Source organism: Streptomyces viridiviolaceus (assembly GCF_014650995.1).
Lineage (GTDB): Bacteria > Actinomycetota > Actinomycetes > Streptomycetales > Streptomycetaceae > Streptomyces > Streptomyces viridiviolaceus.
Genome location: NZ_BMWA01000019.1, coordinates 17654 through 43701, shown reverse-complemented (window position 1 = coordinate 43701; position 26048 = coordinate 17654). Strand labels below are relative to the sequence as shown.

Genomic DNA, 26048 nt, shown 5'->3' with positions numbered 1-26048 from the left:
TGCGTGCCGCGCCTCGGTCCCCGCCCTCGCCACCCCGCCCGCCCCTGACTCCGCGTGAGCGACCCGCCCGACGTCCCCGACCGAGTGACGTCCGTCACGCCCGCCGCCTCCCCGCGGCCTGTGCGACCCCCTCACCCCCTACGGGTCGGGGGAGGAGTCACCCCTCCGTGTCATCCCGCAGAAGTACGCCGAGTTGAGCCCGCGGTCTGACGCTTCCGTCCGGCCGATTTGGTCAGATGGAGACCACGGACAACACCACTCCTCACCGATTCGGGTGAGAATGGCGGCTCACGGGTGGACAAGTGCGAGGTCGCGAGACAGCCGCCGCCGACACGGAGGGCACACATGGCACCGTACGAAGCCGACGACAACAAGACCGCCGGGGAGGGCGAGGACCTGCGGGCGAGCCGACGGCGCAGGGCCGCGCGGTACGTCGTCCCGGTGACGGTGATGGGCGTGGCGGCCGCCACGATCGGGCTCGTTCCCGCGCTCGCCGACTCCGGAGACCCCGACCTCCCGGAGATCACCGCGCAGCAACTCATCGAGAAGATCGCCGAGTCGGACGTCCAGCAGCTGTCCGGCACGGTCCGGATCAGCACCGACCTCGGACTGCCGGACCTCGGCGGTCTGGAGAGCGGTCTGCTGTCCGGCGGCCCCGCCGCGGGCGACGAGGACGCGGGCTCCTCCGCCGACCCGTCGGCCAAGCTCACCGAACTGGTATCCGGCACGCACACGCTGCGGGTCGCGGCCGACGGCCCCGACCGGCAGAAGCTGTCGCTGCTGGAGGACGCGGCCGAGTACAGCCTGATCCACGACGGCAAGGACGTCTGGGGCTACGACAGCCGGTCGAACGAGGTCTACCACGCCACCGCGTCCGAGGGCGCGGACCAGCCGGCCAAGGAGGTGCCGGCCACCCCGAAGGACCTCACCGACCAGGCCCTGAAGGCGGTCGACGACACCACCTCCGTGACCGTCGACGGCACCGCCCAGGTGGCCGGCCGGGACGCGTACCGGCTGGTCATCAAGCCCAAGCAGTCCGGTTCCACCGTCGGCGCCATCAGCGTCGCCGTGGACGCGAAGACCGGGATGCCCCTGAAGTTCACGCTGACCCCGGCGAGCGGCGGCGCCGCCGTCGTGGACGCGGGATTCACCCAGGTCAGCTTCGCGAAGCCGGCCGCGTCGACCTTCGACTTCACCCCGCCCGAGGGCGCCAAGGTCACCGAGGCGGACGAGACCGCGGCCAAGGGGCCCGAGCGCGGGCAGAAGTCCGAGCAGGACCTGGCCAAGGAACTCGACGGCCTGAAGGTCATCGGCGAGGGCTGGAACTCGGTCGCCACCTTCGACACCGGCGACCGGGGCGGCCTGCCGACGGCCTCCGCCGGCGGTGACCTCGGCGGCTTCCTCGGCTCCTTCGGCGACCAGGTCAAGGGCGACTTCGGCTCGGGCACGGTGTTCAAGACCCGTCTGGTCAACGCCCTGATCACGCAGGACGGCGAGCTCTACGTCGGCGCCGTCACCGAGGACGCGCTGGTGAAGGCGGCCGACGCCGCGAAGTGAGCGGTCCAGCGGCCGGATTCGACCGTACGACGAAGTGAGGGAGCCGATGGGCGAACCGTCCGCCGTGGAGCCGGACCGGGCGAGCGGGGAGGGCGCGGAGGACGCCGTCATCGCGACCCGTGCGCTCACCAAGCGCTACCGCGGCGGACAGCTCGCCGTCGACGGCCTGGACCTGGTCGTCCCGGCGGGCAGCGTCTTCGGCTTCCTCGGCCCCAACGGCTCCGGCAAGACCACCACCATCCGCATGCTGATGGGCCTGATCGAACCCACCTCGGGCAGCGCCCGGGTCCTGGGCCGGCCCGTGCCGCGCGCCGCGCGCGCCGTACTGCCCCGGGTCGGCGCCCTCATCGAGGGCCCGGCCCTGTACGGCTTCCTCTCCGGCCGGGACAACCTGCTGCGCTACGACGCCGCCGACCCGACCGCCGACCCGCGCACCCGGCGCGACCGCGTCGCGGCGGCACTGGACCGGGTGGGCCTCGGGGCCGCCGCCGGCAAGAAGGCCAAGGCCTACTCGCTGGGCATGAAGCAGCGGCTCGGCCTCGCGGCGGCGCTGCTCCAGCCGCGCCGTCTGCTCGTGCTGGACGAGCCCACCAACGGACTCGACCCCCAGGGCATGCGCGAGATCCGCGCGCTGGTGCGCGAGTTGGCCTCCGACGGCACGACCGTCTTCCTCTCCTCCCACCTGCTGGACGAGATCGAGCAGGTGTGCACGCACGCCGCCGTGATGGCGCAGGGCCGGCTGATCGCCCAGGGCGCGGTCGCCGACCTGGCGGCCGGGGCGCGCGGGCGGCTGGTGGTGACCACGCCGGACGCGGGGGAGGCGGCCAGGGTCCTGAAGGAGCGGGGTGCCGGGGACGTCGTGGCCGCCGAGGACCGGGTGACGGCGGAGCCACCGGATGGTGACCTCGCCGACCTGAACGCCGCGCTGGTCACCGCCGGCGTCCGGGTCCGGGGCTTCTCCGTGGAACGTGCCTCCCTGGAGGACGCGTTCGTGGCGCTGACGGGAGAGGGGTTCGATGTCGCGGGCTGAACCACTGGAGGCCGTACGCACGCCGAGCCCGCTGTGGACCTTCGGGCTGCTGCGCAGCGAGCTGCTGACCACCTTCCGGCGCTGGCGCACGCTCGCCCTGCTGGGCGTGCTGGCCGCCGTACCGGTCCTGGTCGGGATCGCGGTCAGGATCGAGACGGACGACGGCGGGTCGCTCGGCGGCGGAGGCGGCGGGGGCGGCGCGGGACCGGCGTTCATCTCACAGATCAGCAACAACGGCCTGTTCCTGGTCTTCACCGCGCTGGCCGCGACCCTCCCGTTCTTCCTGCCGATGGCCGTCGGCGTCGTCGCCGGCGACGCCGTCGCGGGCGAGGCGAGCGCGGGCACGCTGCGCTACCTCCTGGTCGCCCCGGCCGGCCGCACCCGCCTGTTGCTCACCAAGTACGCGACCGTGATCGCCTTCTGCCTGGCCGCCACCCTGGTGGTCGCCGTCTCGGCGCTCGCGGTCGGGGCGCTGCTGTTCCCGGTCGGCGATCTGACGACCATCTCCGGCACCCGGATCACGTACGCCGAGGGCCTCGGCCGGGCCCTGCTGATCGCCCTGGTCGTCGCCGCGTCCCTCGTCGGCGTCGCGGCGCTCGGCCTGTTCGTCTCGACGCTGACGGGCAGCGGCATCGCGGCCATGGCGACCACGGTGGGACTGCTGATCACCGTTCAGATCCTCGACCAGATCCCCCAGCTGGACGCGCTCCAGCCGTACTTCTTCTCCCACTACTGGCTGTCGTTCGCCGATCTGATGCGCGAGCCGGTCTACTGGGACGACCTCGTCAGGAACCTCGGCCTGCAGGCCCTGTACGCGGCCGTTTTCGGCTCGGCGGCCTGGGCGCGGTTCACGGCGAAGGACATCACCGCGTGAGCCGGGCGGCGGCCTCCTCCTCGTAGGGGAAACGGGCCTGCACCGGCTCCTGGCCGAAGAACGTCTTGGCGCGGGCCAGCGCGTCGGTGTCCCTCAGCACGTCACCGGGCCTGCTGCCGTTGCCGAGCAGCACCCCGCCGAAGCGCATCCCCATGTACGCGGCCGAATTCCGCAGGCTGCCGATCAGCGGATCGGCGACCACCTGCTCCTCGTGGGCCAGCGCGGTGACGCCCCACAGGGTGCGGCCGGCCAGGGTCGCCTTGAAGTCGAGGCCGGGGGTGCGCAGCCAGCCGGACCAGTGGTCGAGGTAGCGCTTGGTCGGGGTGGACAGCGAGTACCAGTACAGCGGCGAGGCGATCACGATGTCCGTCGCGTCGAGGGTGGCGTCGAGCAGCAGGGCCGCGTTGCCGTCCGTGGGGCGCACGTGGTCGCTGTCGTGCCGCAGGTCCTCGAACTCGGGCAGCGGGTGCTCGGCCAGGCTGATCCACCGCTGCTCGACGTCCTCGGGCAGCTGTTCGGCGGCGCGGCGGGCGAGCAGTTCGGTGTTGCCGTCGGGACGGCTGCTGCCCAGCAGGAAGAGGAATCGACGGGTCATGGTGTCCCCCGGGACGGTCGGCGCGGATGGGCGAGGCGGATGCCGCGTGCGCTGCTTGCACGCACCTGCAGTATATGCATATGCATTTACTTGTCCAGGGTCCGCCCGGTGAGGCGCGGGAGGGAGGGCCTGGGTCGTCAGCGCATCGGCGCACCCGTCAGACGGGCCAGTGCTGCGGTTCCGCGCGGCGGGTTCCCTCCCGTGTCGCCCAGGCGCCAGGCCGGCACCCACGGGACGCGGTGGACGTCGACCGCCGATCCGAGCAGCCTCACGCGCTGGGCGAGCGGCCGCGGCAGCCGTCCCGGCGCGTCCGCGACGAGGACCACGGCGTCGAGGGCCGTCCCCGGCGGAACCTGCCCGCGCCGGCACGCCTCCACGGCGCGGGCGACGGCCTCCAGCCCGGCGGCGTGCGTACGGGCGACGAGCAGCACGGACGGGGGAGCCGCGGGGCCGGGCCACTCGCGCCCGCAGTCGTGCCCGCCGTAGACCGCGGCGAGCGTGGTGACCCCGGCTCCGCCGTGGGCGCCGACCCAGGAGAAGCGCCGCGCCGTGCCGGCGGCGGGGTGCTGTGGTGGCGGTGCCGGGGCGGTGACCGCCCCGGCCACCGGTCCGCGGATCCAGATCTCCGGTCCCTGTCGCATGCCGGTCCGCCTGCCCGCTCCCGGCGGCCTTCACGCACCGGTCCGCACGGCCCGGGACGACACCGCCATACGGGCGTGACCTCCTGGAACGAGCCTGTGACACCGCGGTGACGTGAGAACCGCGAGCGAGCGGAGAGACTCGACAGTAGATGTACGACAGGCTCTTGCGGTACGGGAACGGAAACCGCCGACGGAAGCCGCCGATGAGTGGGGGGACGATGTCTCGACTCAGCCGCGACAAGCAGCGGAACCAGGAGCGCGCCGAGCATTCGGCCGCCCCCGCGGCGACGGCGATCGACGTCCGCGTATCGGGGGCCCGTCCGGCCGGCACGGGGTCGGCCGCCGCCGGGTCCGTCGGCTCCGGGTCCGCCGGTGGCGGCGGGGCGCAGGCGGGCGCGATGGCCGACGGGGCCTCGGTCGACGGGGTCCCGGTCTCCGCGGCTCCCGGCGAGGAGATCCAGCACGCCGTCCTGGACCACCTCCACCGCATCGCCCTCGCCGCCGGTCGGCCGGTCCTCGCCACGGTCCATGACGAACGCATCGGCTACGTCGTTCCGCTCCGCGTCGACCCGGACGGCTCCAGTCACCTCGCCGCGGAGCCGACGCCGACGGCCCCGCCGGCGGCTGCCGCACCGCCCCTCACCGACACGCCGGAACCGGAACTGCCCGCACCGGGTTCCGGGCGGGACCAGCCCGCGCATCTCCTGCGGCCGGTGGAACCCGAGCGCGAGAGCGCCCCGACGTTCCGCCTGCCGGCCGTGCCCGAGCCGCCGCGGTCGCCCGCCGGCGGATCCGCGCCGACGTTCGCGCTGCGGGCCCTGCCGACGCCTGCCGAGGACCCGAAGCCCGGTACGGTGGCGCCGCCGACGGGGGTCTTCGGACCGCCCCCGTCGATGAACACGGCCCCCGCGACCGGCCCCGCCGCAGGACCGACGCCGATAGCCCCGGCACCCTTCCCCGGCACGGCCTCCGGCCCCGCCCCGGCCCGCGGACCACTCTCCGCCCCGGCCCACGGGACGACCCCCGGACCGGTCTCGGACGCGTCTCACGGTCAGGTCTCGGGCAGTGCCTCCGAGTCGACGCCTGGGCCCGTGTCCGGTGAAACGCCCGACCCGGAACGCCGGTCCGCGCCCGGGTCGCTCTCGGGGCCGGCGTGTGGGAGGACCCCTGGGCTGGTCTCGGGCCCGTCTCACGGGCAGGTCTCGGGCAGGGCCTCCGAGCCGACGCCCGGGCCCGTGTCCGGTGAAACGCCCGACCAGGAATACCGGTCCGCGCCCGGGTCGCTCTCGGGGCCGGAGTGTGGGACGACTTCTGGGCTGGTCTCGGGCCCGTCTCACGGGCAGGTCGCGGGCAGGGCCTCCGAGTCGACGCCCGGGCCCGTGTCCGGTGGGACGCCCGGCCCGATCCCCGGGCCGGCGCCCGCCCCGATCCCCCGGCCGGCCGCGGTCACCCCGACTCCCGAGCCGTTCCTCGACCCCGACCCGAAGCCCACCCCCGCCCGCGGGTTCGACGCCGTCGCGGAGGCCGTACTCGGTGACGGGCCGCTCACCGCGCCCGGTGACGGCACCGCCCCCGCCCTCCTCGCGGAGCCGACGGCGCGCATCAACGACGCCGTCAAGGCGGGGCGCACGGAGGCGGCGGCCCGGTTGGCCGAGGAGGCCGTGGCGGAGGCCACGGGGACGCTGGGGCCCGAGCACCCGGAGGTGCTCAGGCTCCGCGAACTCACCGCGTACATCGCCTACCTGTCGGGCGACCCGGGCCGTGCCTTCCGGCTCTCCCTGGACCTGGCCCGGATCCACCGCCGCGCCGGCGAGGCGGAGGCCGCGTACGGCAACGTCCAGAGCGCGGCCACCGCCTGGCGCGCCGTGCGCGACCCGGCACGGGGTCTTGAACTGGGGCGGGACCTGCTCGGCCTGTGGGCCGAACTCGCCGCGGAGGAGGGCCCGGCAGCCGACGACGCCGAGCAGCTGGAGTCGGCGCGCGCCCGCATGGGGCGCCTCACCGAACGCGCCCGAGCGCAGAGCGGCTGACCCGGCCCTCGGCCGCTACTGCGACAACTCCCACATCGCGTAGGCGATCGCGTCGCTGTTGCGGTTCAGCGCCGTGTCGTTGATGTTGGCGGTGGTGTCGCAGGACGAGTGGTAGCAGCGGTCGAACGGCTGGCCCACCGTGCCGCCCCACTTCGCCGCCTGGGCGGACGTCTTGCGGTAGTCGGCGCCGCTGAACAGGCCGCCGACGGGGACGCCCGCGTTCTTGAAGGGCGCGTGGTCGGAACGGCCGTCGCCCTCGGTCTCGATCTCGGTGGGGACGCCGAGGCCGGCGAAGTAGTCCTTGAAGGTCTTCTCGATGACCGGGTCGTCGTCGTAGACGAAGTAGCCGGGGTTGGGCGAGCCGATCATGTCGAAGTTCAGGTAGCCGCTGATCTTCGCGCGGCCCGCGGAGCCGAGGCTGTTGACGTAGTGGCGGGAGCCGACGAGGCCCAGTTCCTCCGCGCCCCACCAGGCGAACCGCAGGTGCTTGGCGGGCTGGTGACCGGACCGGGCCACGGCGAGCGCGGTCTCCAGGACGGCCGCCGAGCCGGATCCGTTGTCGTTGATGCCGGGGCCGGAGGAGACGCTGTCCAGGTGTGACCCGGCCATGACAACCTGGTTCGCGTCGCCACCGGGCCAGTCCGCGATCAGGTTGTACCCGGTGCGGCCGGACGCGGTGAACTGCTGGACGGTGGTGGTGAATCCGGCCGCGTCCAGCTTGCCCTTCACATAGTTCAGTGAGGCGAGGTAACCGGCGCGGCCGTGGGCGCGGTTGCCGCCGTTCGCCCCGGCGATCGACTGCAGCTGTGTCAGATGGGCCTTGACGTTGGCGATCGGTATGTCGGGCGCGGCGACCGCTGCCGCGGGCTCGGCGGCGGGTGCGGCGCCGGCCATGGATCCACCGACCATCAGCGCGGCGACCGCGACGGCACCGGCCGCCGTCGCGCGCCCGGAAACGGGGAGCTTCATGTGGGGGGCTCCGAATTCCTCGGGAATGCCCCGGGGATGCCCGGGGTTTCCACAGTGAATGGGGTGCCTGGATGGTGCGGTCGATTCTGACTCCCCGTCAAGACCGCTATTCGGCCACCGATGTGCGCATAGCGGAGGTCGGTGACCGAAGCCCCGCGCCCGGCCGGGGCGCGCCTAGTGCACGCAGAACTCGTTCCCTTCCGGGTCGGCCATCAGGACCCACTCCCCGCCCAGCTCCTTCACCCGGCGCAGCACGCTCGCGCCCAGCCCCTCCAGGCGCGCGACCTCCTCCTCGCGCCGCCCCTCGCCGGGGTGCAGGTCGAGGTGGAGCCGGTTCTTGCCGGCCTTGGCCTCCGGCACGCGCTGGAACAGCAGGCGCCGGCCCAGTCCCGTACCGCTCTCCTCCTGGTACGGGTCGTCGGGGTGCCGGACCGCGATCAGGTCCCTCCAGGCGAGCCGGCCGTGGGACTCGACGGTCAGGTCGGCCGGCACGGCACCGAAGCCCAGCAGTTTCCCGATCAGTTCGCTGTTGTCCTCCACCTCGTAGTGGAGGGCGCCGGCCCAGAAGTCTGCCTGCGCGTGCGGGTCGAGGGCGTCGATGACGATCTTGAAGTGCATGGGCGCGGGACCTGGGGTCGATGTCATGTAACCACTTATAGTGGTTACGTGAGTGAGCGGGCAATGGAATCGCCGAAACCGTCCCCCGGTCTGACACTGGTGTCGCACGAGGGCAAGCCGTACCGCTTCGACCCGGGCGCACTCTGCCTGGAGTTGCTGACGACGGGCGGGCCGGGGGACTTCGCGCGCTGGGAGGTGCTGCACGAGCCCGCTGACCTGGTGGCCTGGGCCGGCCGCAGCCGACTCCCGGACGGACTGGACCTGGCCGTGGACCGGACCGACGTGCAGCGGGCCCGGGCCCTGCGTGACGCCCTCTTCCTGCTCACCGCGGACCGCGCGCACCGGCGTCCGCTCCGCCCCGACCACCTGGACGCCGTCAACGCCGCGGCGGCCGAACCGCCTCTCGTGACCCGTATCGAACCGGACGGCACCCGCGGCTGGGCTCCGGGCGCCACCGGCACACGGCTGCTGTCGACGGTGGCCCGGGACGCGATCGAGCTGTTCACCGGCCCGTACGCCGACCGCATCCGCGAGTGCGGAGCCCACCGCTGCCGTCTGCTCTTCGTCGACACCTCGCGGCCCGGCCGCCGCCGCTGGTGCGCGATGGAACACTGCGGCAACCGGGAGAAGGCGCGCGCGCACCGCGCCCGGCGGGCGCCCGGGAACAGCTGACGGCGCGGATCTACGGCTTGCTGGCCCGAGCGTCCAGCGCTCCCGCCTCGGAGGCGGCGGGGGCCGGGATGCCGGAGGCCACGATGCCCGCCTCCCGCGCGGCACTCCCCGTGCCCGTCGCCACTCCCGCGCCGGCCGCCCGGTCCGCCTGTGCCCTGAGGGTCCGGGCGGTCCGGTGGGCGGTGCGCAGGGCGTCCCAGGTGAGCAGCGTGAGTGCCAGCCAGACCAGGGCGAAACCGGCCCAGCGCTCGGGCGGCATGGCCTCGCCGAAGTAGAAGATGCCGAGCAGGAACTGGAAGACCGGGGCCAGGTACTGCAGCAGCCCCAGCGTGGAGAGCGGCACGCGGATCGCCGCCGCGCCGAAGCAGACCAGGGGGAGCGCGGTGACCACGCCGGTCGCGGCGAGCAGGGCCGCGTGCCCCGCGCCCTCGGTGGTGAAGGTGGAGTCGCCGTGCGCGCTCAGCCACAGCAGGTAGCCGAGCGCGGGCAGGAACTGGATCGCGGTCTCGGCGGCCAGCGACTCGACGCCGCCGAGGTTGACCTTCTTCTTCACCAGGCCGTACGTGGCGAAGGAGAAGGCGAGGCAGAGGGAGATCCACGGCGGACGGCCGTAGCCGACGGTGAGCACGACGACGGCCGCGAAGCCGGTCCCGACCGCCGCCCACTGCACGGGCCGCAGCCGCTCCTTCAGCAGCAGCACGCCCATCGCGATGGTGACCAGCGGGTTGATGAAGTACCCGAGCGAGGCCTCGACGACATGGCCGCTGTTCACGGCCCAGATGTAGACGCCCCAGTTGACGGTGATGACCGCGGCGGCCACGGTGACCAGCCCGAGCTTCCGCGGCTGTCGCAGCAGCTCCCCGGCCCAGGCCCAGCGCCGTACGACGAGCAGGGCGGCGGCGACGAAGACGAGGGACCACGTCATCCGGTGGGCGAGGATCTCCCCGGCGCCGGCGGGCTTGAGCAGGGGCCAGAACAGCGGCACGAGCCCCCACATCCCGTACGCCGCGAAGCCGTTCAGCAGTCCTATTCGCTGCTCACTCCTCGACGACCCGGCCACGGGCACCTCCTTCTCGCGTTCTGGCATGCCGGGACGCAGGCATGCCAGGACGAAGGTAGCGCCGCACCCGGGCGCCTGTCATGCCCGTATCGCCATACGGTCATGACAGGCGCCCGGGTGTCCGCAGTGCGGGCGGTGCGGTCTCAGTCCTTGAGTGCGGCCGCGATCGCCTCGGCGAGCGGGGTGGTCGGACGGCCCGCCAGGCGGGACAGGTCTCCGGTGGAGACGACCAGCTCGCCCTTCTCGATGGCCGCGTCCACGCCCGCGAAGACGGCGGCGAGCGGCTCGGGCAGCCCGGCGCCGGTGAGGACACCGGTGTACTCCTCGACGGAGACGGGGCTGTAGACGATCTCCTTGCCGGTCTGCCGGCTCAGCTCGGCGGCGAACTCGGCGAAGCTCCAGGCCTCGTCCCCGCCCAGCTCGTACACGGTGTTCTCGTGGCCCTCGCCGGTCAGTACGGCCACGGCGGCGGCCGCGTAGTCGGCGCGGGAGGCGGAGGAGACCCGGCCCTCGCCGGCCGCCTGCACGACGGCGCCGTGCTCCAGGACCGGGGCGAGCTGCTCGGTGTAGTTCTCGTGGTACCAGCCGTTGCGCAGCAGCACGTACGGCACGCCGGAGGCCACGAGCACCTCCTCGGTGGCGCGGTGGTCGTCGGCGAGAGCGGCGGTCAGGCTGCCGGGGGCGCTGGTGTAGGCGAGCAGGGCGACGCCGGCGGCCCCGGCCGCGTCGATCACGGCCTTGTGCTGCTGGACGCGGCCCTTGTCGACCTCGTTGCCCGAGATCAGCAGTACCCGGTCGCCTGCCGAGAACAGGCCGTCGAACGTCTCGGGGGAGTTGTAGTCGGCGACCGCGAGGCGCACTCCGCGGGCGGCCAGGTCGGCGGCCTTGTCGCGGTCGCGCACGACGGCGGTGACCTGATCGGCCGGGACCTTCTCCAGCAGTTGCCGCACGACGTGGCGACCCAGGTGTCCGGTGGCTCCGGTGACGACGATGCTCATGGTTTCAGAACTCCTTGTGAGGGTGCGATGTCACTAACCCTAGGAGTGGCGCTAACCAAAAGAAAGTACCCACTTTGAAGTAAGGTACCCACATGGCGGTAAGTGATCCTCGGGCCGGTGAGGCCATGTGCCCCTACCGGCTCGTCCTCGAACACGTCACCAGTCGCTGGGGCGTCCTGGTGCTGATCCAGCTCCTCGACGGCCCTCACCGGTTCAGCGAGCTGCGCCGTGCGATCGGCCGGGTCGGCCGGGGCGTCAGCGAGAAGATGCTCACCCAGACCCTCCAGACCCTCGAACGCGACGGCCTGGTCCACCGCGACGCCAAGCCGGTCATCCCGCCCCGCGTCGACTACTCCCTGACCGTCCTCGGCCGTGAGGCCGCGCAACAGGTGCGGGCCCTGGCCGAGTGGACCCGGGACCGGATGGGCGACGTCGAGAAGGCCCGCCTGGCGTACGACGAGGCCCGGCAGGCATAGGACGGGGCCCGGGCGTTCGGCCCGGGCCCCGTGGTCACCGTCGGAACTGCCGCACCGCCGGTCTCAGCCGACGACCGTCCAGGTGTCGCCGCCGGCCAGCAGTGCGGCGAGGTCGCCCTTGCCGTTCTGCTCGATGGCGGTGTCGAGCTGGTCGCTCATCTGGACGTCGTAGATGGGTCGGTCGACGGAGCGGAAGACGCCGATGGGGGTGTGGTGCAGGGTGTCGGGGTCGGCGAGGCGGGAGAGGGCGAAGGCGGTGGTCGGGGACGCGGCCCGGGCGTCGTGGACGAGGATGTCCGTCTCGTTGTCCGGGGTGACGGGGACCACCTTCAGGTCGCCGGTGGCCGGGTCGCGGACGACGCCCTTCGATCCGTCGGTGCCGAAGCGGATCGGCTGTCCGTGTTCGAGCCGGATCACGGCGTTCTCGGCCTGCTGCGCGTCCTTGAGGACCTCGAAGGCGCCGTCGTTGAAGATGTTGCAGTTCTGGTAGATCTCGATCAGGGCGGTGCCGGGGTGGGCGGCGGCCTGGCGCAGCACCTCGGTGAGGTGCTTGCGGTCGGAGTCGACGGTCCGGGCGACGAAGGACGCCTCGGCGCCGAGGGCGAGGGAGACGGGGTTGAAGGGGGCGTCCAGGGAGCCCATCGGCGTCGACTTGGTGATCTTGCCGACCTCGGAAGTGGGGGAGTACTGGCCCTTCGTCAGGCCGTAGATCCGGTTGTTGAACAGCAGGATCTTGAGGTTGACGTTGCGGCGCAGGGCGTGGATGAGGTGGTTGCCGCCGATGGACAGGGCGTCGCCGTCGCCGGTGACGACCCAGACGGACAGGTCGCGGCGGGAGGAGGCCAGGCCGGTGGCGATGGCGGGGGCGCGGCCGTGGATGGAGTGCATCCCGTAGGTGTTCATGTAGTACGGGAAGCGGGAGGAGCAGCCGATGCCGGAGACGAAGACGATGTTCTCGCGTGCCAGGCCGAGTTCGGGCATGAAGCCCTGCACGGCGGCGAGGACGGCGTAGTCACCGCAGCCGGGGCACCAGCGCACTTCCTGGTCGGACTTGAAGTCCTTCATGGACTGCCGGCCCTCGGCCTTGGGGACCAGCTTCAGTGCCTCAGTCATCGATGGCCTCCTTCAGGACCGTGGCGAGCTGTTCCGCCTTGAACGGCATGCCGTTGACCTGGTTGTGGCTTTGGGCGTCGACCAGGTACTTCGCCCGGACCAGGGTGGCGAGCTGGCCGAGGTTCATCTCGGGGATCACCACCTTGTCGTACTGCTTCAGGACCGCACCGAGGTTGTGCGGGAAGGGGTTGAGGTGCCGCAGGTGCGCCTGCGCGATCGCCTGGCCCGCCGCGCGCAGCCGGCGCACCGCAGCGGTGATCGGGCCGTAGGTGGACCCCCAGCCGAGCACGAGGGTCTTCGCGCCGTCCGGGTCGTCGACCTCGACGTCGGGGACGGTGATGCCGTCGACCTTGGCCTGCCGGGTGCGGACCATGAAGTCGTGGTTGGCCGGGTCGTAGGAGATGTTCCCGGTCCCGTCCTGCTTCTCGATGCCGCCGATCCGGTGCTCCAGACCCGGGGTGCCGGGCAGCGCCCAGGGCCGGGCGAGCGTGTGCGGGTCGCGCTTGTAGGGCCAGAACACCTCGGTGCCGTCGCCCAGGGTGTGGTTGGGGCCCTGCGCGAACTGCACCGCCAGGTCCGGCAGCTCGTCCAGCTCCGGGATCCGCCACGGCTCGGAGCCGTTGGCCAGATAGCCGTCGGACAGCAGGAACACCGGGGTGCGGTACGCCAGCGCGATCCGCGCCGCCTCCAGCGCCGCGTCGAAACAGTCCGCCGGAGTGCGCGGCGCGACGACCGGGACCGGTGCCTCACCGTTGCGCCCGTACATCGCCTGCAGCAGGTCCGCCTGCTCCGTCTTGGTCGGCAGGCCGGTGGAGGGGCCGCCACGCTGGATGTCCACGATCAGCAGCGGCAGCTCCAGGGAGACCGCGAGTCCGATCGTCTCGCTCTTGAGCGCCACGCCCGGCCCGGACGTCGTCGTCACGGCCAGCGAGCCGCCGAACGCCGCACCCAGCGCCGCCCCGATCCCGGCGATCTCGTCCTCGGCCTGGAAGGTGCGCACACCGAAGTTCTTGTGCTTGCTCAGCTCGTGCAGGATGTCGGACGCCGGGGTGATCGGGTACGAGCCGAGGAAGAGCGGCAGGTCCGCCTGCCGTGAAGCGGCGATCAGCCCGTAGGCCAGGGCCAGGTTCCCGGAGATGTTGCGGTAGACACCCGGCGGGAACGCCGTCGTCGCCGGCGCCACCTCATAGGAGACCGCGAAGTCCTCCGTCGTCTCACCGAAATTCCAGCCCGCCCGGAACGCCGCGATGTTCGCCGCCGCGATGTCCGGCTTCTTCGCGAACTTCGACGTCAGGAACTTCTCCGTCCCCTCGGTCGGCCGGTGGTACATCCACGACAGCAGCCCCAGCGCGAACATGTTCTTGCTGCGCTCGGCCTCCTTGCGGGACAGGTCGAACTCCTTGAGCGCCTCGACCGTCATCGTGGTCAGCGGCACCGGGTGGAGGTTGTAGCCGTCCAGCGAGCCGTCCTCCAGCGGGGAGGTGGCGTAGCCGACCTTCTGCATGGCCCGTTTGGTGAACTCGTCGGTGTTGACGATGATCTCCGCCCCGCGCGGCATGTCGTCGATGTTCGCCTTCAGCGCGGCCGGGTTCATCGCGACCAGCACGTTCGGCGCGTCGCCGGGGGTGAGGATGTCGTGGTCGGCGAAGTGCAGCTGGAAGGAGGAGACGCCCGGGAGCGTGCCGGCGGGCGCGCGGATCTCGGCCGGGAAGTTCGGCAGCGTCGACAGGTCGTTGCCGAAGGACGCGGTCTCCGAGGTGAAACGGTCACCGGTGAGCTGCATCCCGTCACCCGAGTCGCCCGCGAACCTGATGATCACCCGGTCCAGCCGACGGACGTCCTTCGCCCCCGCCGGTTTGCGCTGCTCTCCTACGACGGCTCCGTCGGCCTGCTCCGCTGGGCTGCTGACCTGGCTGGTCACTGAACTGGACCTCCCTTGAGGCGGCTGTCCGGGGAGTGGTCTCCCAAGGACCATCCCAGGATCAACCCTACGTCCGCGGGCGTCGTGTTCCCGTGGACATTCGCATGATGAACACGACGCCGGGGTCACCCACCGCGCCGCTGTGCCATGACTTCCTCGCCCCCCGGCGCTGGTGAAGACGCCCCCGGCTCGTCCTTCGGTTCGTCATTCGTTCGGATGAGTTCCCCGGCTGACGGCCTCAGGAGTTGAGGTACGTGAGCACGGCGAGCACCCGCCGGTGATCGCCGTCGCTCTGGGAGAGCCCGAGCTTGAGGAAGATGTTGCTGACGTGCTTCTCGACGGCCCCGTCGCTCACGACGAGCTGCCGGGCGATCGCGGAGTTCGTCCGCCCCTCGGCCATGAGCCCCAGGACCTCGCGCTCACGCGGGGTGAGCCCCGCCAGCACGTCCTGCTTGCGGCTGCGCCCGAGCAGCTGCGCGACGACCTCGGGGTCGAGTGCCGTACCGCCCTGCGCGACACGCACCACCGCGTCCACGAACTCCCGCACCTCGGCCACCCGGTCCTTGAGCAGGTATCCGACGCCCCGGCTGGAGGCGGCCAGCAGCTCCGTGGCGTAGCGCTCCTCCACGTACTGCGACAGCACCAGGACCCCGAGGTCGGGGTGCGCCTTGCGGAGCTGCACCGCGGCCCGCACCCCCTCGTCGGTGTGCGTGGGCGGCATGCGTACGTCGGCCACGACGACGTCCGGCAGCTCGCCCTGGGCGTCCAGCTCGGTGATGGTCTTGATCAGCGCCTCGCCGTCGCCGACACCGGCCACGACCTCGTGCCCGCGGTCGGTCAGCAGCCGGGTCAGGCCCTCCCTGAGCAGCACTGAATCCTCGGCGATGACCACCCGCACCCTGTCCTCCACGTTTCTCGGCCCCCCACAGCCAGACTCCGTCCACCCACGGCCCGCGCGGCCCCGTGCCGCGTCCACGAACCGTCCGTGTGACGAGTCCAGCATCCCAGCATCGGAGGCCGGATGGGCTCGAGCAGCGGGAAGTGAGCGGGGGAGGGGGGACGTAGTCCGGGTTCGGACGCCCGGTGGCCGGTTCTCGATCACGGCGACCGGAGCGTCCGGGGTGTCCGGGCCCTGGGGGGAAGAAGGGCCCGGTCACCAGCGGCCGACCGGGCGTCGGCGGCCCGTCCGGCCGCGCTTCACGCCGGTGGCCCGCCGGGCCGCCCTTCGGCGGGCGGCCCGGCGGCCGAGTGTCCGCTCGCGCGGCGGTACGGCGCGCTCTGCGGCTCGGCGGTTCACCGCGCCACGCGGTCCTCCCGCCACGGAAGCTCCGCCGTCACCCGCGTGGGTCCTCCGGCCGGCGAGTCCACCACGAGGATCCCGTCCACCGCGTCGAGCCGGTCGGCCAGTCCCGCCAGGCCCGACCCGGCCGTCACGTCGGCGCCGCCCACACCGTTGTCCACGACCTGCAGCATCAGCCGGTTCTCCGCCCGCCACACCTCCACGGTCGCCGACGTGGCCCGCGAGTGCTTGCTGACGTTCTGCAGCAGCTCCGACACCGTGAAGTAGGCGATCCCCTCGATCGCCGGCGCCGGCCGCTCCGCGAGGTCCACCTCCACGCGCACCGGCACGGTGCAGCGCGAGGCGACCGCCGACAGTGCCGCGTCCAGGCCGCGGTCGGTCAGCACGGCGGGGTGGATGCCGCGGGCCAGGTCCCGCAGTTCCTGGAGTGCCGTCTTCACCTCACCGTGCGCCTCGTCCACCATCCGCGCCGCCGACTGCGGGTCCTCCCTCAGCTTCTCCTTCGCCAGCCCCAGATCCATCGCCAGGTTGACCAGGCGGGCCTGCGCCCCGTCGTGCAGGTCGCGCTCGATCCGCCGCAGGTCGGCCGCGGCCGTGTCCACCACGACCCCCCGGTCCTCCTCCAGCTCCACCACACGCGTCGCCAGCGGCGACGGTCCGAGCAGCCCGTGCACCAGCACCCGGTCCACCATCGTCAGGGCCCGGACGATCCACGGCGTCGCCAGCGTGAACAGCAGCCCGACCAGCGCCGTCACGGTCACCTCGAAGGGGTTGTCCAGGTAGATCCGGTGCGTCTCGTCGCCGTACAGCTGGAGCCCGTCCTGACCGGCGTACGCCGGGAAGACCCAGAACCACAGCGGATACGTCAGCATCGCCCAGCCGGTCGTCCAGACGGTCACGGCGACGACGAACGAGAACACCGACCACGGGAACTGCAGCACCGCGTACAGCAGGCTCCGCCAGGAAGTGCCGCTCTTCAGCACGGCGCCGATCCAGGCCATCACGCCCTGCTTCTTCATCCGCAGCGGCTCCGGATCGGTCACCTGGAGCCCCAGCAGCGCACGCGCCCGCACCCGCTCCAGCGCCCCCAGCCCCCGGCAGCCGGCGAGCGCCGCAGCCAGCACGGGAACGCCCAGGAACGTCACCAGCAGGCCCGCTCCCAGCGACATCATCGTGACGGCGTACGTGAAGAGCACGATGCTGATCGGCAGGCTCAGCAGCACGTAACCGAACTCCCGCCAGCTGCGCGCCTCGAACGGCGCCCGCAGCCCCGCCGGCAACCGGTGCTCTCGCGCACCGGCGTCCCCGGGAAAGCCGGACTCAGCGTCCAGCCCGTAACCCTGTCCGTACTCCGTGGCCATCGGTGCCGTCCTTCTCCTCGTCCTACGGCTGTGCTGTCGTACCTCCACCCTCCTCGGCCGCGGGCTCCGGGACCATGGAGCCCGTCGGCGTTCGGGACGGGGGGTTTTCCCTACCCCCGGCACCCGTGGCGCGGCGGTGCGGGCGGGCCCGGTCGCGCGCCGGGGTGCGGGCGCGGAGGGGTGCGGGCGCGCAGCCTCCGCTCGCAGAGGGCCGCCCTGTCGCTGTTCCGGTGCCGGAGGTGGGTCTACTTCGTGCCCGGGGCGCCGTCGGCGGCCGTGCGGTCGCGCCACGGCAGCTCGGCCGTGACCGTCGTCGGGCCGCCCTCCGGCGACTCGACGACGAACAGGCCGTCGACGGCGTTCAGCCGGTCCGCGAGGCCCTTCATCCCCGTGCCGCCGTCGAGGCGCGCGCCCCCGCGGCCGTCGTCCCACACCTGGATGAGCAGCCGGTCCGCCGACCGCCACACCTCCACGGAGGCGGACTTCGCCCGGCTGTGCTTGCTGACGTTCTGCAGGAGCTCCGAGACGGTGAAGTAGGCGATGCCCTCGATGGCCGCCGCCGGCCTCGCCGCCAGGTCGACCGTCACCTTCACGGGAACGGTGCAGCGCGAGGCGACCGAGGAGAGCGCCGCGTCCAGGCCGCGGTCGGTCAGCACGGCGGGGTGGATGCCGCGGGCCAGATCCCGCAGCTCCTGCAACGCCAGCTTCACCTCGCCGTGCGCCTCCTCGACCATCGCCGCCGCCGCGTCGGGGTCCTCCAGCAGCTTCTCCTTGGCCAGGCCCAGTCCCATGGCCAGGTTGACCAGGCGGGCCTGCGCCCCGTCGTGCAGGTCGCGCTCGATCCGCCGCAGGTCGGCCGCGGCCGTGTCCACCACGACGCCCCGGTCCGACTCCAGCTCGGCGATCCGCCGCTCCAGCTCGTCGTCGGGCGAGAGCAGCCCCCGCACCATCGCCCGGTCGGCGTTGGCCAGCGCCCGCGCGACGAACGGCAGCACCGGCCACAGCACGAACAGCGACGTCAGCGTGACGACGAAGGTGAGGATGCCCCAGGGCAGCCGTATCAGGTCGTACAGGACCGTGCGCCAGCCCACCGGGTCCTTCAGCGCCATCCACAGCTGGGCGAAGAACCCGCCCCTGCCGCGCAGCGGCAGCCGGCTCGGTTCGTCCACCCGCACCCCGAGCAGCGCACGTGCCCGCGCCCGCTCCAGCTTGCCGACCTGCCGCGCGCCCGCGAGCCCCACGGCCAGCAGCGGGAACCCGATGACCGTGACCGTCAGCGCGAGGCCGGCGAACAGCATCGTCACGACATAGACGAACCCGAACAGGGCCATCGGCAGGTTCGCCAGCAGATGGGCGATCTCCTTCCAGGTGTGCCGGTCGTAGGCGAAACGGGCCGGCGGGAGACGGTCGCTGTCCGCCTCGCCGGGGCTCCCGGCGCGGGTCGGTGACGAGAGGCGTTCGGTCATACGGGTCAGCGTGCCGCGCGCCGCGGCGCGGCGCCATGAGGCGGACCGCCCAGATCCCCTGAGGAAAACCCCACCCCGGCGTCTCAAGCCGTGACGGGCTGCTTACCGTCTCTTTACGAGGCCCTAGACTCCCGTGCGTACACATCGTCGAACAGCAGTGTTCAGGACAGGGAGCGAGGGACGGACATGCCGGAACCGACCGTCGTCGATGCGTCCGCCGGCGATGCCACCGTCGTCGCGGCGGACTACTTCCAGTCCTACTCGGTCGTCGGACTGCTCGCCGTCATCGGCGTGCTCTTCGTCGCCGTCGCCTTCGGGGCCGGGCGTCTGCTGCGGCCGGTGGTGCCCACCCCCGAGAAGCTCCTGACGTACGAGTGCGGAGTCGACCCCGTCGGTGAGGGCTGGGCCCACACCCAGGTCCGCTACTACGTCTACGCTTTTCTGTACGTGATTTTCGCGGTCGACTCCATCTTCCTGTTCCCGTGGGCGACGGTCTTCGCCGACCCCGGCTACGGCGCGACGACCCTCGTGGAGATGTTCATCTTCCTGGGCTTCCTGGCCGTCGGCCTGCTGTACGCATACAAGAAGGGCGTCCTGTCATGGACGTGAACCCGTCCGGCTCCTCCGTTCCCTCCGTCCCGGAGCCGGTGCCGCTGCCCGAACCCAGGAGGCTCGGCGCGCTCGCGCGTCTGGCCCCCGAGCCGATGAAGGTCGTCCTGAACTGGGGCCGGCGCTACTCCCTGTGGGTCTTCAACTTCGGCCTCGCCTGCTGCGCGATCGAGTTCATCGCCGCGTCGATGGCCCGCCACGACTTCATCCGCCTCGGCGTCATCCCGTTCGCACCGGGACCGCGCCAGGCCGACCTGATGGTGGTGTCCGGCACGGTGACCGACAAGATGGCACCGGCCGTCAAGCGCCTGTACGAGCAGATGCCGGAACCCAAGTACGTCATCTCCTTCGGCGCCTGCTCCAACTGCGGCGGCCCGTACTGGGACTCGTACTCCGTGACCAAGGGCGTCGACCAGATCATCCCCGTCGACGTCTACGTCCCCGGCTGCCCGCCGCGCCCCGAGGCGCTGCTCCAGGGCATCCTCAAGCTCCAGGAGAAGATCGCGCGGGAGTCGCTGGGGGACAGGTACGGCACGTCGCCCCGGCCGTCCGCGGCCGCCCTGCAGAGCGGCCTCGTGAAGCCGCCGGCCGGTGCGCCCGATCCGGGGGAGGGCCGATGACCGCGGTCGGCTGGCTCCCCGCAGACGCCGAGGAACTCTTCGGTACGGACGCCACGGCCGAGGAGTCGTACGACGTCCTGACCGTGGACGTACCGCCGGCGGCCTGGATCTCCGCCCTGGAGACCGCGCGCGACCGCCTCGGCTGCACGTACTTCGACTGGCTGAGCGCGGTCGACGAACCGGGGACGGGTTTCCGCGTCGCGGCGCACGTCGCCGCCCTGTCGCCGGTACGCCGGTTGCTGCTGCGTACGACCGTCCCGCACGAGTCCCCGGTCCTGCCCACCGCCGTCGCGGTGTACGCGGGCGCGGCCTGGCACGAGCGCGAGACCCACGAGATGTTCGGGGTCGTCTTCGAGGGGCATCCGGCGCTGGACCACCTGCTCCTGCCGGAGGGCTTCGAGGGCCACCCCCTGCGCAAGGACTTCGTCCTCGCGGCCCGCGTCGCCAAGGCCTGGCCGGGAGCGAAGGAGCCCGGCGAGTCCGACCACGGCGGCCCCCGGCGCCGCCAGATGCTGCCTCCGGGCGTGCCCGACCCCAACGAATGGGGCCCGCTGAAGGGCCAGCTCCCGCCTGCCCCGGCCCGCCCGGCCCGGGGTGCCGCCCGCGCGGCGGGCGACCGTCCGGCACGCGCGGCCGGCGAACGCCCGGTCCGCCGCACGCGCACGGCCGCCCAGGCCACGCCGGACGCCGAGGCCCCGGCGACTGCGCGTCGTTCCCGTACGGCGGCGGAGGGCTCCGTCAGCCAGGCGGCGCCGGACGCCCAGCCGCCGTCGTCGACGCCTTCGGCCACTCGACGTGCGCGGAGTGCGAGCGAGGGCTCGGCGTCCCAGCGCACCGGCGGCGCCGCGGCAGCTGCCCAGGACACCGGGGAGCAGGGCCCGACCGGGCAGGACACCGCCCCCTCGGGCGCCCCGGCTGCTCGCCGCGCCCGGAGCGCCGCCGAGGGCTCGGCCTCACAACGGGCCGGATCCGGCGGGGCCGCCGGTGCCCGGAGTGCTGCGGAGAACTCCGTGAGCCGGCGGACCGCCTCCGACGAGGGGCCGTCCGGTGACGGGGGAGAGACGGACGTGAGCCCGGCAGCTCCCAAGGCGCCGAAGCCCGCACCCACCGCGCCCCGCAGCCCGGACGCCCCGTGGCACCACGCCCGCCCTGCCTTCGACGAGCCCGCAGCCGAGACACAGCGCGAGCCGGAACCGCGCCGGGCGGACGAGGCGCAGCCCGAAGCCCGTGGCGGACAACAGGGCCGAGAGAGCCGCGACGGCCAGGACGGCCGTGACGCTCAAGAGGACCGTGACGGCCAGGACGGCGGTGACGCTCAAGAGGACCGTGACGGCCAGGACGGCCGCCATGGCCAAGATGACCCGACCGCCCAGGACACCGAAGACCGGCAGGATCCCCAGGACCGCCAGAACCCTCCAGGAGGCCCGCAGTGAACGACGCACTCGACGTCACCCTGCGACTCCTGATCGTCTTCGTCGTCTTCCTCTCCTTCCCCCTGATCGTCGGCCAGACCGAGCACAAGGTCATGGCCCACATGCAGGGCCGCCTCGGCCCCATGTACGCCGGCGGCTTCCACGGCTGGGCACAGCTCGTCGCGGACGGCGTGAAGTTCGCGCAGAAGGAGGACGTGGTGCCCGCGGGCGCGGACCGCCGCATCTTCCAGCTCGCGCCCGCCGTGGCCCTCCTGCCGTACCTCCTGGTCCTCCTCGCCATCCCGATCGGCCCCGGCGAAGGAGCCGCCGGGCAGGTCGTCGACGCGGGGATCTTCTTCGTCCTCGCCGTCATGGGCGTGGGCGTCCTCGGTTCACTCATGGCCGGCTGGGCCTCCGCCAACAAGTTCTCCCTCCTCGGCGGCCTGCGCACCGCCGCCCAGCTCCTCGCCTACGAACTGCCGATGCTGCTCACGGCCGCCTCCGTGGCCATGGCGGCCGGCACGGTCTCCCTCATCGGCATCCTCGACGCCTTCGAGTGGTGGTGGCTGCCCTGGCAGATCGTCGGCGCGATCGTCTTCTTCGTCGCCGGACTGGCCGAACTGCAGCGGCCCCCGTTCGACATGCCCGTCGCCGACTCGGAGATCATCTTCGGCGCCTACACCGAGTACACCGGCCTGCGCTTCGCCCTGTTCCTCCTCGCCGAGTACGCGGGAATCGTCGTCCTGTGCGGTCTGACCACCGTCCTCTTCCTCGGCGGCTGGCACGGCCCCTGGGGCGCCGACGGCCTCGGCTGGGTGTGGACCCTGCTGAAGACGGCCGTCCTCGCCTTCATCGTGATCTGGCTGCGCGTGACCTACCCGCGTCTGCGTGAGGACCAGCTCCAGAAGCTGTCCTGGACGCTCCTCGTCCCCCTCTCCCTCGCCCAGATCGCCCTCACCGGCATCGTCAAGGTGGTGATCCAGTAACCATGGCCGAGCCTCTCCCGCCCACCCGGCCCCGCATCCCCGGCAGCGGCCTCGCCAAGGGCCTGGCCGTCACCCTCCGCACGATGACGAGGAAGACCGTCACCGAGCAGTACCCCGACGCCCAGCCGGAACTTCCGCCCCGCACCCGCGGCGTGATCGGCCTGTTCGAGGAGAACTGCACGGTCTGCATGCTGTGCGCCCGCGAGTGCCCCGACTGGTGCATCTACATCGACTCCCACAAGGAGACGGTCCCGGCGGCGACCCCCGGCGGGCGCGACCGCAGCCGCAACGTCCTCGACCGCTTCGCCATCGACTTCTCCCTGTGCATGTACTGCGGTATCTGCATCGAGGTGTGTCCTTTCGACGCCCTGTTCTGGTCCCCGGAGTTCGAGTACTCCGAGACCGACATCCGCGACCTGACCCATGAGCGCGACAAGCTCCGCGAGTGGATGTGGACGGTCCCGGCTCCGCCCGCCCTCGACCCCGGTGCCGAGGAGCCGAAGGAACTCGCCGCCGCGCGCAAGACCGCCGACAAACTGGCCGCCCAGCAGGAGGCGGACCGGGCGACCGAACCGCACGCCGACGAGCAGGCCCGCGCCGCCGAACAGCCCACCCGCCCGGCGGGGGACTCCAAGCAGCAGACGGACCAGCCGAGGCCGGAGCAGGAGGGCCGGGAATGACCCTCGCAGCGACCGTCGGCCGCCTTGCCGCGGATCCCATGAGCACGGCGGCCGGATCCCCCGGCTTCCTCTCCCCGACCGGCGTCGAGATCGCCTTCCTGCTCGTCGGCCTGGTCACCTTCGGTGCCGCCGTCGTCACCGTCACCACCCGGCAACTCGTGCACGCCGCGCTGTGGCTGGTGGTGGCCCTCGGCGGCCTCGCCGTCGAGTACCTCCTGCTCACCGCCGAGTTCATCGCCTGGGTGCAGGTCCTCATCTACGTCGGGTCCGTCGTCGTCCTCCTCCTGTTCGGGCTGATGCTCACCAGGGCTCCCATCGGCCGCTCCCCGGACGCCGACTCCGGCAACCGCTGGGCCGCGCTCACCGTGGCCGTCGCCGCCGCGGCCGCTCTGGTCTGGGTCGTCGTCGACGCCTTCCGCACCACCTGGATCGACCTGGACGGCCCGGCCGCCGGCTCCACCCGGGTGACCGGAGCGAGCCTCTTCCAGAACTGGGTCCTGCCCTTCGAGGCCCTTTCCGTCCTCCTCCTCGCCGCGCTGGTCGGCGCGATCGTCCTGTCCCGCAAGGCCAAGGCGGACTCGGCACGCACCGCCCGGGCGACCTCCGCCGAGCGCGACACCCCTGCTGCCCTCGCCGAGCCGGACACCCGGAGCGACACGGAAGGGGCCCGCTGATGCACCTCGCCTATCCCGCCGTCCTCTCCGCCCTCCTGTTCTGCACGGGCCTGTACGGCGTCCTCGCCCGCCGCAACGCGATCCTGGTCCTGATGTCCGTCGAGCTGATGCTCAACGCCGTCAACCTCAACCTGGTCGCCTTCGACGTCTGGCTCAGCAAGGCCGCCGAGGAGACCCTGCACTCCGGTCAGGCCCTGACCCTGTTCACCATCGCCATCGCCGCCGCCGAGATCGGCATCGGTCTGGCGATCGTGCTCGCCGTCCACCGCAACCGCGGCACCTCGGACATCGACCGGCTCCGCGACACCGCCGAGGGCCACGAGACGGGCGGCCCCGACACCGATGCCCCCGCGACCGGGACGGCCGCCGAGAAGGCTGAGGCCACCGCGTGACCACGACCACCCTCGCCGTACTCGTCCCCCTCCTCCCCTTCCTCGGAGCCGCCGCCGGACTGCTCCTGGGCCGTACGGCACCCGGATTCGCCCGCCCGCTCGCCGTCCTGCCGACCCTCGCGGCCTTCGTGCTCGCCACGCTGGTCGCCGCCCGCCAGGGCGGAGGCCGGGCCATCGACGCGGCCACGGAACTGACGCCCACCGGCTCGGTCCCCATCGAGCTGGCCCTGCACATCGACGGCTTCGCCGCGCTCGTCGCCGTCCTGGTCGGCTGCGTCGCCACCTGCGTACAGATCTACTCGACGGGATACCTGCGCGACGACCCGCGCTACCCCTCGTACGCCGCTCTCGTCTCCCTCTTCACCTCCGCGATGCTCCTCGTCGTCTACTCGGGCGACCTGATGGTGCTGCTGGTCGGCTGGGAGATCATGGGCATCTGCTCGTACTTCCTGGTCGGTCACTACTGGGAGACCCCGGAGGCCCGCGCCGCCTCCCTCAAGGCCTTCCTGGTCACCAAGCTCGGTGACATCCCCTTCCTGATCGGCCTCTTCGCGCTGGCCACCGACGCCGGTTCCTTCCGCATCACCAAGGTCCTCGGCGCGGTCGCGAGCGGCGGAGTGGACCACCCCACCCTGATCGCGCTGCTGCTTCTGGCCGGCGTGGCGGGCAAGTCGGCCCAGTTCCCGCTGCACACCTGGCTCCCCGACGCGATGGCGGGCCCCACGCCCGTGTCCGCGCTGATCCACGCCGCGACGATGGTCGCCGCCGGCGTCTACTTCATCGCCCGGCTCCTCCCGCTCTTCGAGGCCTCCCAGGCCGCGATGATCGTCCTCGCCGTCATGGCCGCGGTGACGATGATCGGCTCGGCGCTCGCCGCGCTCGCCCAGGACGACATCAAGCGCGTCCTCGCCTACTCGACGATCGGCCAGCTCGGCTACATGACCGGTGCCCTCGCCGCCGGCGACCGCGGGGCCGCCGTCTTCCACCTCCTCACGCACGGCGCCTTCAAGGCGCTGCTGTTCCTCGCCGCCGGTGTGATCATCCACGCTGCCGGCACCAACTCGCTGGCCGCCATGTCCCGCATGCGGAACCTGCGCGACCGCGTCCCCGACGCCTACTGGACGATGACGGTCGCCTTGCTCGCGCTGGCCGCCATCCCGCCGTTCAGCGGCTTCTTCTCCAAGGAGTCCGTCCTCGGCGCCGCCGAGCACGTCGCCACCGGCCACACCGAGCACGCCCCCGGCGCCGCGGGATGGACCGTCCTCGTCGCCGGCCTGCTCACGGCCCTGCTCACCGCCGCCTACGCGATGCGCCTGTGGCTGCTGACCTTCCGCGGGCGGGGCGCCGAGGCCCCCGACCACGGCAGGCAGCCGCTGGTCATGAACGCCGTGCTCTGGGTTCTCGCCATCCCGTCACTCGCCCTCGGCGGGCTCGCCTTCCGCCTGCTGCCCGACTGGTTCGACGGCGGCGACCTGGCCCCGACCCTCACCACCTCCGTGCTCGGCACGGGCGTCGCCCTCGTCGGCGGAATCGTCACCTACGCCGCCTGGCGGCACACCACGGCCGTCGGCGCCCGCGTCCCGCTGGGTGCGGTCGCGGCCCACCCCGAGGGCGACGCCGCGCTGGTGGAGGCCGAGGCCATCGCCAGCCACGAGCCCGCCTACGGGAACGTGGCCTACGCCCCCGACCCGTCGGACCCGGGACGGCTCCTGCTCGGCCCGCTCCACCGGCACGCGGCCGTCGGGTTCCACCTGGACGCCGTGTACTCGGCCCTCTTCGTCCGCCCGGTCCAGGCCGGTGCGAGCCTCGTCCGGTTCCTCGACCGCGAGGTCGTCGACACCTACGTACGCGGGGCGGGCACCCTGCCCCGCTGGCTGGGGGCCGCCGTGCGCCGCGCCCAGACCGGCAACGTGCAGACCTATGTGAGCGCGCTGCTCGCCGGCACCGTCGTCCTCGCGGTCGCCGCCGTCCTCGTCGCCACGGGAGCGTGAGCA

Annotated in this window: 25 protein-coding genes; 14 read left to right on the top strand and 11 right to left on the bottom strand. The window is 72.6% G+C overall.

Annotated features, from left to right (window positions below; genetic code table 11):
* Window positions 1-345 precede the first annotated feature (345 nt).
* From IE260_RS26405 to IE260_RS26395, 3 genes are read left to right on the top strand one after another with little or no spacing between them, the layout of a single operon-like run.
* Entirely contained in the window at window positions 346-1557 is a 1212-nt protein-coding gene (locus tag IE260_RS26405) for a LolA family protein (RefSeq protein ID WP_189876075.1), read from the top strand.
* Between the two features lie 46 nt (window positions 1558-1603).
* Window positions 1604-2587: an ABC transporter ATP-binding protein gene (locus IE260_RS26400; RefSeq protein ID WP_189876073.1), complete on the top strand. Its 984-nt coding sequence runs from the start codon at window positions 1604-1606 to the stop codon at window positions 2585-2587.
* Window positions 2574-3461, top strand: coding sequence for an ABC transporter permease (locus tag IE260_RS26395; RefSeq protein ID WP_189876071.1), 888 nt, complete (start codon window positions 2574-2576; stop codon window positions 3459-3461). The genes IE260_RS26400 and IE260_RS26395 overlap by 14 nt, the downstream gene beginning before the upstream one ends.
* Here the strand turns inward: IE260_RS26395 and IE260_RS26390 are convergent.
* Together IE260_RS26390 and IE260_RS26385 are read right to left on the bottom strand one after the other, a co-directional pair.
* Window positions 3451-4056 (bottom strand): flavodoxin family protein, encoded by a 606-nt coding sequence (locus tag IE260_RS26390; RefSeq protein ID WP_189876069.1) that lies wholly within the window; start codon window positions 4054-4056, stop codon window positions 3451-3453. The genes IE260_RS26395 and IE260_RS26390 overlap by 11 nt on opposite strands.
* 137 nt (window positions 4057-4193) lie before the next feature.
* Entirely contained in the window at window positions 4194-4697 is a 504-nt protein-coding gene (locus IE260_RS26385; protein ID WP_189876067.1) for a DUF6668 family protein, read from the bottom strand.
* A gap of 218 nt (window positions 4698-4915) precedes the next feature.
* Here IE260_RS26385 and IE260_RS26380 point away from each other — a divergent pair, with 218 nt between their 5' ends.
* The gene (locus tag IE260_RS26380; protein ID WP_189876065.1) at window positions 4916-6727 is read left to right on the top strand and encodes a tetratricopeptide repeat protein; all 1812 of its coding nucleotides are present in this window, start codon (window positions 4916-4918) and stop codon (window positions 6725-6727) included.
* A gap of 15 nt (window positions 6728-6742) precedes the next feature.
* On the opposite strand, the gene IE260_RS26375 is transcribed toward IE260_RS26380, so the two are convergent.
* Together IE260_RS26375 and IE260_RS26370 are read right to left on the bottom strand one after the other, a co-directional pair.
* Window positions 6743-7696 carry a M28 family metallopeptidase gene (locus IE260_RS26375; RefSeq protein WP_189876063.1) on the bottom strand — a complete coding sequence of 318 codons (954 nt, stop codon included), beginning with the start codon at window positions 7694-7696 and terminating at the stop codon, window positions 6743-6745.
* A 174-nt stretch (window positions 7697-7870) separates the two neighbouring features.
* Complete coding sequence (locus IE260_RS26370) at window positions 7871-8341, bottom strand: VOC family protein (RefSeq protein ID WP_189876061.1); 471 nt, start codon at window positions 8339-8341, stop codon at window positions 7871-7873.
* 36 nt (window positions 8342-8377) lie between these two features.
* Here IE260_RS26370 and IE260_RS26365 point away from each other — a divergent pair, with 36 nt between their 5' ends.
* On the top strand, window positions 8378-8986 hold the full coding sequence (locus tag IE260_RS26365; RefSeq protein WP_189876299.1) for a CGNR zinc finger domain-containing protein: 609 nt from the start codon (window positions 8378-8380) through the stop codon (window positions 8984-8986).
* Window positions 8987-8996: 10 nt separating this feature from the next.
* On the opposite strand, the gene rarD is transcribed toward IE260_RS26365, so the two are convergent.
* Window positions 8997-10046 carry an EamA family transporter RarD gene (gene rarD / locus IE260_RS26360; RefSeq protein ID WP_189876297.1) on the bottom strand — a complete coding sequence of 350 codons (1050 nt, stop codon included), beginning with the start codon at window positions 10044-10046 and terminating at the stop codon, window positions 8997-8999.
* Between the two features lie 143 nt (window positions 10047-10189).
* A complete protein-coding gene (locus IE260_RS26355; RefSeq protein ID WP_189876059.1) occupies window positions 10190-11044 on the bottom strand; it encodes an SDR family oxidoreductase in 855 nt (284 codons plus the stop codon).
* 92 nt (window positions 11045-11136) lie between these two features.
* On the opposite strand from IE260_RS26355, the gene IE260_RS26350 reads away from it, so the two are divergent.
* Window positions 11137-11520: a winged helix-turn-helix transcriptional regulator gene (locus IE260_RS26350; RefSeq protein ID WP_189876056.1), complete on the top strand. Its 384-nt coding sequence runs from the start codon at window positions 11137-11139 to the stop codon at window positions 11518-11520.
* 63 nt (window positions 11521-11583) lie between these two features.
* Here the strand turns inward: IE260_RS26350 and IE260_RS26345 are convergent, their stop codons facing one another.
* The 5 genes from IE260_RS26345 to IE260_RS26325 form a co-directional block, all read right to left on the bottom strand.
* Window positions 11584-12633 carry a 2-oxoacid:ferredoxin oxidoreductase subunit beta gene (locus IE260_RS26345; protein WP_189876054.1) on the bottom strand — a complete coding sequence of 350 codons (1050 nt, stop codon included), beginning with the start codon at window positions 12631-12633 and terminating at the stop codon, window positions 11584-11586.
* Window positions 12626-14554 carry a 2-oxoacid:acceptor oxidoreductase subunit alpha gene (locus tag IE260_RS26340; protein WP_189876052.1) on the bottom strand — a complete coding sequence of 643 codons (1929 nt, stop codon included), beginning with the start codon at window positions 14552-14554 and terminating at the stop codon, window positions 12626-12628. The genes IE260_RS26345 and IE260_RS26340 overlap by 8 nt, the downstream gene beginning before the upstream one ends.
* Window positions 14555-14792: 238 nt before the next feature.
* Window positions 14793-15452, bottom strand: coding sequence for a response regulator transcription factor (locus IE260_RS26335; RefSeq protein WP_308434697.1), 660 nt, complete (start codon window positions 15450-15452; stop codon window positions 14793-14795).
* 395 nt (window positions 15453-15847) lie between these two features.
* Complete coding sequence (locus IE260_RS26330) at window positions 15848-17215, bottom strand: sensor histidine kinase (RefSeq protein ID WP_189876048.1); 1368 nt, start codon at window positions 17213-17215, stop codon at window positions 15848-15850.
* 245 nt (window positions 17216-17460) lie between these two features.
* Complete coding sequence (locus IE260_RS26325; protein WP_189876046.1) at window positions 17461-18681, bottom strand: sensor histidine kinase; 1221 nt, start codon at window positions 18679-18681, stop codon at window positions 17461-17463.
* A gap of 186 nt (window positions 18682-18867) precedes the next feature.
* Between IE260_RS26325 and IE260_RS26320 the strand changes: the two genes are divergently transcribed.
* From IE260_RS26320 to IE260_RS26285, 8 genes are read left to right on the top strand one after another with little or no spacing between them, the layout of a single operon-like run.
* The gene (locus IE260_RS26320) at window positions 18868-19290 is read left to right on the top strand and encodes an NADH-quinone oxidoreductase subunit A (protein WP_189876044.1); all 423 of its coding nucleotides are present in this window, start codon (window positions 18868-18870) and stop codon (window positions 19288-19290) included.
* Window positions 19281-19910, top strand: a complete 630-nt coding sequence (locus tag IE260_RS26315; RefSeq protein ID WP_189876042.1) for an NADH-quinone oxidoreductase subunit B — start codon at window positions 19281-19283, stop codon at window positions 19908-19910. Before IE260_RS26320 ends, IE260_RS26315 begins: the two co-directional genes overlap by 10 nt.
* Entirely contained in the window at window positions 19907-21343 is a 1437-nt protein-coding gene (locus tag IE260_RS26310; protein ID WP_189876039.1) for an NADH-quinone oxidoreductase subunit C, read from the top strand. Before IE260_RS26315 ends, IE260_RS26310 begins: the two co-directional genes overlap by 4 nt.
* On the top strand, window positions 21340-22308 hold the full coding sequence (locus tag IE260_RS26305; protein WP_189876038.1) for a complex I subunit 1/NuoH family protein: 969 nt from the start codon (window positions 21340-21342) through the stop codon (window positions 22306-22308). The genes IE260_RS26310 and IE260_RS26305 overlap by 4 nt, the downstream gene beginning before the upstream one ends.
* A 2-nt stretch (window positions 22309-22310) precedes the next feature.
* Window positions 22311-22988, top strand: a complete 678-nt coding sequence (locus tag IE260_RS26300) for a NuoI/complex I 23 kDa subunit family protein (protein ID WP_189876036.1) — start codon at window positions 22311-22313, stop codon at window positions 22986-22988.
* Window positions 22985-23662 carry an NADH-quinone oxidoreductase subunit J family protein gene (locus IE260_RS26295; protein ID WP_189876034.1) on the top strand — a complete coding sequence of 226 codons (678 nt, stop codon included), beginning with the start codon at window positions 22985-22987 and terminating at the stop codon, window positions 23660-23662. Before IE260_RS26300 ends, IE260_RS26295 begins: the two co-directional genes overlap by 4 nt.
* A complete protein-coding gene (gene nuoK, locus IE260_RS26290) occupies window positions 23662-24054 on the top strand; it encodes an NADH-quinone oxidoreductase subunit NuoK (protein ID WP_189876032.1) in 393 nt (130 codons plus the stop codon). The genes IE260_RS26295 and nuoK overlap by 1 nt, the downstream gene beginning before the upstream one ends.
* Window positions 24051-26045: an NADH-quinone oxidoreductase subunit 5 family protein gene (locus IE260_RS26285; RefSeq protein ID WP_189876031.1), complete on the top strand. Its 1995-nt coding sequence runs from the start codon at window positions 24051-24053 to the stop codon at window positions 26043-26045. Before nuoK ends, IE260_RS26285 begins: the two co-directional genes overlap by 4 nt.
* Window positions 26046-26048 lie beyond the last annotated feature (3 nt).